The organism is Anaerofustis stercorihominis (assembly GCF_005844425.1).
In the GTDB taxonomy this organism is placed as follows: domain Bacteria; phylum Bacillota; class Clostridia; order Eubacteriales; family Anaerofustaceae; genus Anaerofustis; species Anaerofustis butyriciformans.
On sequence record NZ_SPHL01000057.1, the window covers coordinates 1 to 7469 of the forward strand.

Consider the following 7469-nt stretch of genomic DNA (forward strand, 5'->3'; position numbering starts at 1 on the left):
TACCAATATTTACATGTGGTTTAGTTCTTTCGTATTTTTCTCTTGCCATTTTTATCTTTCTCCTTAAAAATTTAATTATTAATTGTTTAAAATAGCTTATTTACATCAAGTCAATAATACTAAATATTGTTATTTATGTCAACGTTTATTATACAATATTTATTTTATGATATACCTTTTTACCCTTCTTTATTATCATTTCGTTATTGTTAAAATCTTCCATTGTTATGGCTTTGTTTACGTCTGTTACTTTTTCATCATTTACGCTGACTCCACCTTGTTTAATAAGTCTTCTTCCTTCGCTTTTTGAAGGGATTAATTTTGCTTTTAACATTATGTCAAGTAGGGTAGGTTCTTCACTTAATTCATCTTTTGTAATATCTGTTGAAGGTATGTTTTCACTGCTTACGCCTCCTTTGAAAAGTGCAGTTGCAGCTTCTTTTGCCTTGTCGGCTTCTTCTTTACCATGAACAAGTTCTGTTAATTCATATGCTAATATCTCTTTAGCTTTATTAAGTTCGCTTCCTTGCCATTTTTCCATTTCTTTGATTTGTTCAAGAGGAAGGAATGTAAGCATTTTTAAGCATTTGATAACATCTTCGTCCGCAACGTTTCTCCAGTACTGATAAAAATCAAATGGAGATGTTTTGTTTTTATCTAACCATACAGCACCTGATGCTGTTTTACCCATTTTCTTTCCTTCTGAGTTTAGAAGAAGAGTAATTGTCATTGCATAAGCATCTTTGCCAAGTTTTCTTCTGATAAGTTCGGTTCCGCCAAGCATGTTGCTCCATTGGTCGTCTCCGCCAAATTGCATATTACAGCCATAATCTTTGTATAGTCTGTAAAAATCATAGCTTTGCATTATCATGTAGTTAAATTCAAGGAAGCTTAAGCCTCTTTCCATTCTTTGCTTATAACATTCAAATGATAACATTCTGTTAACGCTGAAATGAGAACCTATATCTCTTATGAAATTTATATAGTTTAAGTCTCTTAACCAATCAGCATTATTTACCATTAATGCTTTACCGTCAGAAAAATCAATAAATCTGCTCATTTGTTGTTTGAATTTTTCGCAGTTTTCATTTATTGTTTCAACGCTCATCATTTGTCTTAAATCAGTTCTTCCTGATGGGTCGCCAATCATACCAGTACCGCCTCCTACAAGAGCGATAGGTTTGTTTCCTGCCATTTGAAGTCTTTTCATTAGGCAAAGAGCCATGAAGTGTCCTACATGAAGACTATCTGCTGTTGGGTCAAATCCTATATAAAAAGTGGCTTTTCCGTTATTAATAAGTTCTTTTATTTCTTCTTCATCGGTTACTTGGGCTATTAAACCTCTTTCAACCAGTTCTTCGTATAAAGTCATTTTCTTTTCTCCTTAATATGCTCTTGCAAAGTACGCAAGTTTATCTGCTTTTTTACCACAGCATACGCATTTATCACTTCCGATATCTTCTTGTTTGAAAGGTACACATCTTAGTGTTGCGCCTGTTTCTTCTTTGATTTTATCTTCACATTCTCTGCATCCACACCACATAGCTTTTACAAAACCAAGAGATTCACTTTGAACTTTTTTGAATTCGTCCATATCTTTTGCAACTTTTGTATGTTCTTCTCTGTGTTTTAAAGCTTTGTTAAATAGATTTTGTTGTATTTCTTCAAGAAGTTCTTTTACTTTTGTTTCTACTTCATCAAGAGAAACAGATATTTTTTCTGAAGTATCTCTTCTTGCAATTACACACTCACCGTTTTCAATATCTTTAGGTCCGATTTCAATTCTTACAGGAACACCTTTCATTTCCCATTGATTGAATTTCCAACCAGGTGAATATGAGTCATTATCATCAAGTGTTACTCTATAATCTTTCAATCTTTCTTTTAATTCGTTTGCTTTATCAAGTACGCCTTCTTTATGTTGTGCAATAGGAATGATAACAACTTGTGTTGGTGCAATTTTTGGTGGAAGTACTAATCCGTAATCATCACCATGAACCATTATTATTCCACCGATTAATCTTGTTGATACTCCCCAAGATGTTGAGTATGCGTATTGTTCTTTTTCTTCTTTATTTAAAAACTTAATCTCGAAAGCTTTAGCAAAGTGATCTCCAAGGTTGTGGCTTGTTCCGCTTTGAAGAGCTTGTCCGTCATGCATTAATGCTTCGATTGTGTATGTAGCATGAGCACCGGCAAATTTTTCTTTTTCAGATTTTTGACCTACAACAACAGGCATTGCAAGGTAATCTTCACAGATTTCTCTGTAAATATCAATCATTTTTAAAGTTTCTTCTTGTGCTTCTTCAAAAGTTGCGTGAACTGTATGACCTTCTTGCCATAAGAATTCGCTTGTTCTAAGGAATGGTCTTGTTGTTTTTTCCCATCTTACAACGTTTGCCCATTGGTTATATAGGAAAGGAAGTTGTCTATAAGATTTTAACCATTTTGCATACATACTACATATAATTGTTTCACTTGTAGGTCTAACGCATAATCTTTCTGCTAATTCGTTTTCTCCTCCGTGTGTTACCCATGCAACTTCAGGTGCGAATCCTTCAACGTGTTCTTTTTCTTTATTTAAAAAGCTTTCCGGGATAAGTAACGGGAAATACATATTTTGATGTCCTGTTTCTTTAAATCTTTTATCAAAAGCTTGTTGAATGTTTTCCCATAGTGCATAACCATAAGGACGAATAACCATAAATCCCTTTACGGGGGCATAGTCTACCATTTCCGTTTTAGTTATTACATCTGTGTACCAACGAGCGAAATCTTCACCCATTGGGGTTATAGCTTCTACTTTCTTTTTCTTACCCATTTTCTTTTTCTCCTACATTTTATAATTTTAATCAATTAAATATTATAGCATAAGTATTTATAAAATGCACCATAATTTACTTTTAAAAACCATGAAATAAACATTATTTCTTCTTTTAATGTTTTATATTTTAAAATTAATGAAGTGCATGTATGATAAGACATTTTACATTTGATATTTTTATATGTTTGATTATATTTGCATATTGGTCTTTACTTATTTATATGTTATTTAACCAAAAAGGAAAAGGAGAGGATTAATAATCCTCTCCTTTTAAAAATTGTTCTTTTGTTAATATTTTATCGTTATCTTTTTCGTTTTTTATATTATGATTTTTGTTATTTTTTATTATGACTTCTCTTACAGTATCGTCATTATTTACAATTACTTTTTTCTTTTCCATTTTTCTGTTCCTCTTTCTTTTTTTATGTCTTTTATTATGTACGTTTGATAAATTCAAATTCTCATCATTTTGAATATTATTCTCATTATTTAATTTTCTTCTTTTCATTTTTTCTACCTTGACTTGTTTTTCTTTACATAAGATTTTAAAAGAGAGAGAACTTTTTCAAATTGTTCCTGCTCTTTCTTTGGTAGTTTTTCCTTGTATTCGAGAATTACTCTTGCTTTTTCTTCGTTGCTTAAATTCGATAAATCTCCGTTTTCTTTTAAAAACTGTCTAAATTTCGGAGCGTATTCTTCTTCAAGTCTTTCTGCCTTTTCCATTACTCCTTTTCTGTTTGCTTCATCTTTTAACTTTTCAAAAGAACTTTCGTTGATATTTAGGCTGTTTGCCATATTTATCATCTTTGAAACATCTTTTTCTTTCAAGTTTTAAACCTCCTTTAATTTTAATTTTGAAATAACTTTAATTATTTCATCACACAATCTTATATAGCCGCGTACTATGAATTAGGAGCTTAAAAAAAGCACCTATTAAAATCTATTACTCGGAGGTAATTTATATGTGTAATTTTTTAGATGATTGTTCTTGTGAATGTTTATTAATGTTTTTCTTACTTTTGGTAGTTTTATTTAATGACTGTGAAATGTTCGGCGACGACCCTTGTTCATTACTATTCTTCTTCTTACTATTAATCGTTTTATTTACTGAATAATCAGCTGATAGATATCTTTATCCTATTAATATAAAGGAGGTACTTTCTTTTGAAAGGTAATTTTTTGGATTGTTTGTGTGAAGATGATAATTTAATAATTTTAATCATTCTTGCAATGCTATTTTTATGCGGTGATAATAATAATGATTGTGGCTGCGGGGGAGGTTTCCTAAGAGGCATATTTGATGGAAACAACATAATTCTTATTATTTTAGTATTATTTTTACTTTTCTGTGATGATGAGTGTTAAAAAAAGGGGCCTTGGCCCCTTTTAAAGGAGATTAAATATGGATAGCCCAAAAAACATATCATTTGGTGAAATTCTGGTTTTAATTTTGCTTTACTCTGCATTTGGGGGTGGAAACAATACATCTTACGTAAAAGCAAAATATGTAATTGAAAATTCCAGGGATAATGACAGTTCTATTCAAGCTACAAATAAATACCATAAAAACAAGCATTTATTTACAGATAATTTTAATATACATAATGTGCGAAAAAAGCTGAAATATGTTGATAATTACTTTTCTCATGCACAAAATATAAAAAATAAAACTTTAAGAATAAAAAAAGAGGGAAAACAAGGAACAAATAAATTTTTAATGGAAAGTTTAAAGCATTCTCTTGGAAGTGATTTTAATAAGATAGAATCAATGATAAATATGCTTCCTTTGCTTAGCAGTATGGGAGAATTAAAAAGTGTTTTTCTTCCTGAAAATATTGATAAAAATGAAAATGAAAAAATTAATGTTTTAGCTGAGCACAATAATAAAGAAAAAGATTTTAAAGGAAATAAAGATTTTGAAAATATTTTGGAGCTTGTTGATTTGCTTTCCTAAAGACATTGCCTGCAATGTCTTTTTTATATTTTACTTTACTATACTTTTCTTTACTTTACTTTGTTGAAAACTGCATGCAAATTTTAACATATTGCATGCAATTTCGGTAAAACTGCATGCAAAAAGGCTAAATTTGAAGTATTTAAAATTATCGGGAAAATGGATAAAAATTATTATATTGTCGTAAAATTGTTATTTTTTTAGATTTGCACCGAATATTCCTCCTACGGCACAAAGAAGGATAAATAAAGGTATTTTTAAAAGAAAATTAAAAAAGTTAAAATTACCTTGATTAAGAAAAATATTTAAAACAAGCATAATAAAAAGGAAAATTATACCGTTTAAAATACCGTATAGATAACCGTTTTTTGATACATTTTTTCCTGCGTAAAGACTTGAAATAAACAGCCCCAAATTAAGTAAAATATAAAGTCCCCCTGATTCCACACTTACGGGGAAATCAAAAAAATACATAAAAAGAGAAAATACAAAAACACTGATAACGCAGAATACACACCCTATCATTACTCCATTTAGAAGTTTTTTTATGTTGTTGTTTTTTGTCATGATTTTTAATCCTTTCGTATATTTTATATTAAATATTTATTATTTTATTTTTTAATTCATTACAATATTTGTTTATTATATGTTAAAATTTATTTATATTTTTTTAGGGGTTTTAGAATTGGAATATAAAATTTTTAAACAAAAAAGTTCAGAAAACATAAATTATGATTTTATAGAAAATTTAAAAGAACAATTTGATATATCTTATTTGAGTGCTCTCTTGCTTAACATGAAGGGGTTTACTACATTTGGAGAAGTTGAAACTTATCTAAATCCTAAAATTGAAGACTTGTATGATCCTTTTATGTTTAAGGATATGAAAGTATTCATGGAAAGATTAAAGAGAGTAATTTTAAATAATGAGAGTGTTGTTATATTTTCAGATTATGACTGTGATGGGGTAACTTCAAGCATAATACTTTATAAAATTTTGACTTTTATGAAAATTAACGTGCAAATAGTTATACCAAATAGGTTTACAAACGGTTATGGATTAAATACCGAAAGTATTGAAAAAATAATTTCAATTAAGCCTGATTTAGTTATTACAACTGATAACGGAATTACGTCTGTTAAAGAAGTTGAAATTTTAAAAAGTGAAGGTATTGATGTTGTTATTACCGACCACCATACTCCACCAAAAGAACTCCCAAAGGCTTATGGAATAATAAACCCTAAAGTTGAATCAGATAATTATCCTTTTAGTGAATTATGTGGGGCAGGGGTTGCTTTTAAAATAGCTCTTGGAATAAAAAAATATTTTGAGCTTGATTATGATATAAGTGAAATTCTTATTTTTGCAATGGTTGGAACAATAGTCGATATAGTTTCTTTAACAAGTGAAAATAGAATAATAGCATCTCTTGGATTAAAAGCACTAAGAAATACTAAAAATAAAGGGCTTGTATCTTTAATAAAAAAAGCTGATTTGAATATAGATAATATAAACTGTGGTAATGTAAGTTTTCAAATAGGTCCGAGAATAAATGCTGCCGGCAGACTTATTGATGCAAATCTTGCTTGCAAGCTTTTCTTAACGGATGATGACAACGAAGTAGATATACTATCTTCTAAATTATGTGAATTAAATAATGAACGAAAAGATATCGAAGAGGAAATATTTGCTAAAAGTGAAGAGTACATAGAAAAAAACGACCTTTTAAATAATTCCCTTATTTTATTTATTTTAGGTGAAGATTTCAATGAAGGGGTTATGGGTGTTGCTGCAAGTAAAATACAGGAAAAATATAACCGTCCTGTTGTGATTATGACAAAATCAGAAGAGGGAGTTATTAAAGCTTCATGTAGAAGTATAACAGGTTTTAATATATTTGATTGTTTGAATGAAAGCAGGGATTTATTTATAAAATTTGGCGGTCATTCTGCTGCTGCTGGATTTAGCATAAAAGATGAAAATCTTGAAATACTTATAAAAAAATCTAACAATTATGCAAAAGAAAAGAAAATAGAAAATCTATTTTATAAAAGAGTATATTATGATACAACGGCAATACCATCTAATTTGAATATTCCATCAGCTATGGAGCTTGAAAGGTTTGCTCCTTTTGGAATCGGTAACTCAAGAAGTGTGCTTTGCCTTAGAAATGTAGTAATTAATCATGCAAGGGCAATAGGTAAAAATTTTGACCACTTAAAATTAAGTATTTTATATAACGGGAATTATTATGATGCCATAGGTTTTTCTATGGGACACTATGTAAACGAGTATGATTTTACAAAGACCTTTGATATTGTGTTTAATTTATCTATAAATTCATATAAGGGAATAGAAAAACTTCAGTTTGAGCTTAAAGATATTGATTATCACGATATTAATTTAAGGGATTTTGACAAAGCTAATTATTATTACTTTATAAATAATCTTAAATTAAAAGAATATTTTTATCCATGTGAAAATGCTTTAGAGTATCCTTTTGAAACAGCTATCGAAGAATATAAAGATAAAGTGTTTGTAGTATATTCTAAAGATACATTTATCAGACTTAATAAATTTTTAAAGTATAAAAAATATGATTATAATATTTCTTATAATAAATTAAATAAGATAGAGGGAAAGATTAATATTTTGGTTTTACCTATAGAAAATATAGGTGAAGATGTTAT

Annotated in this window: 9 protein-coding genes; 4 read left to right on the plus strand and 5 right to left on the minus strand. The window is 29.0% G+C overall.

Annotated elements, in window-relative coordinates; all coding sequences use genetic code 11:
- Positions 1–148: 148 nt before the first annotated feature.
- The 4 genes from tyrS to FGQ49_RS09765 form a co-directional block, all read right to left on the minus strand.
- The gene (gene tyrS, locus FGQ49_RS09750) at positions 149–1372 is read right to left on the minus strand and encodes a tyrosine--tRNA ligase (protein WP_138269680.1); all 1224 of its coding nucleotides are present in this window, start codon (positions 1370–1372) and stop codon (positions 149–151) included.
- A 12-nt stretch (positions 1373–1384) separates the two neighbouring features.
- The gene (gene proS / locus FGQ49_RS09755; RefSeq protein WP_138269681.1) at positions 1385–2821 is read right to left on the minus strand and encodes a proline--tRNA ligase; all 1437 of its coding nucleotides are present in this window, start codon (positions 2819–2821) and stop codon (positions 1385–1387) included.
- Positions 2822–3077: 256 nt separating this feature from the next.
- Entirely contained in the window at positions 3078–3332 is a 255-nt protein-coding gene (locus FGQ49_RS09760) for a hypothetical protein (protein ID WP_138269682.1), read from the minus strand.
- A 5-nt stretch (positions 3333–3337) separates the two neighbouring features.
- Positions 3338–3652: a hypothetical protein gene (locus FGQ49_RS09765; RefSeq protein ID WP_138269683.1), complete on the minus strand. Its 315-nt coding sequence runs from the start codon at positions 3650–3652 to the stop codon at positions 3338–3340.
- A 134-nt stretch (positions 3653–3786) separates the two neighbouring features.
- Here FGQ49_RS09765 and FGQ49_RS10440 point away from each other — a divergent pair, with 134 nt between their 5' ends.
- From FGQ49_RS10440 to FGQ49_RS09775, 3 genes are read left to right on the plus strand one after another with little or no spacing between them, the layout of a single operon-like run.
- Complete coding sequence (locus FGQ49_RS10440; RefSeq protein ID WP_171020677.1) at positions 3787–3939, plus strand: hypothetical protein; 153 nt, start codon at positions 3787–3789, stop codon at positions 3937–3939.
- Positions 3940–3988: 49 nt separating this feature from the next.
- Positions 3989–4189: a hypothetical protein gene (locus tag FGQ49_RS09770; RefSeq protein ID WP_138269684.1), complete on the plus strand. Its 201-nt coding sequence runs from the start codon at positions 3989–3991 to the stop codon at positions 4187–4189.
- Positions 4190–4226: 37 nt separating this feature from the next.
- A complete protein-coding gene (locus FGQ49_RS09775; protein WP_138269685.1) occupies positions 4227–4778 on the plus strand; it encodes a hypothetical protein in 552 nt (183 codons plus the stop codon).
- Between the two features lie 192 nt (positions 4779–4970).
- Here FGQ49_RS09775 and FGQ49_RS09780 read toward each other — a convergent pair whose 3' ends face one another.
- The gene (locus tag FGQ49_RS09780) at positions 4971–5345 is read right to left on the minus strand and encodes a TIGR04086 family membrane protein (protein ID WP_138269686.1); all 375 of its coding nucleotides are present in this window, start codon (positions 5343–5345) and stop codon (positions 4971–4973) included.
- Between the two features lie 118 nt (positions 5346–5463).
- On the opposite strand from FGQ49_RS09780, the gene recJ reads away from it, so the two are divergent.
- Positions 5464–7469: single-stranded-DNA-specific exonuclease RecJ (gene recJ, locus FGQ49_RS09785; RefSeq protein WP_171020678.1), on the plus strand; the 2006-nt coding region annotated here is incomplete at its 3' end.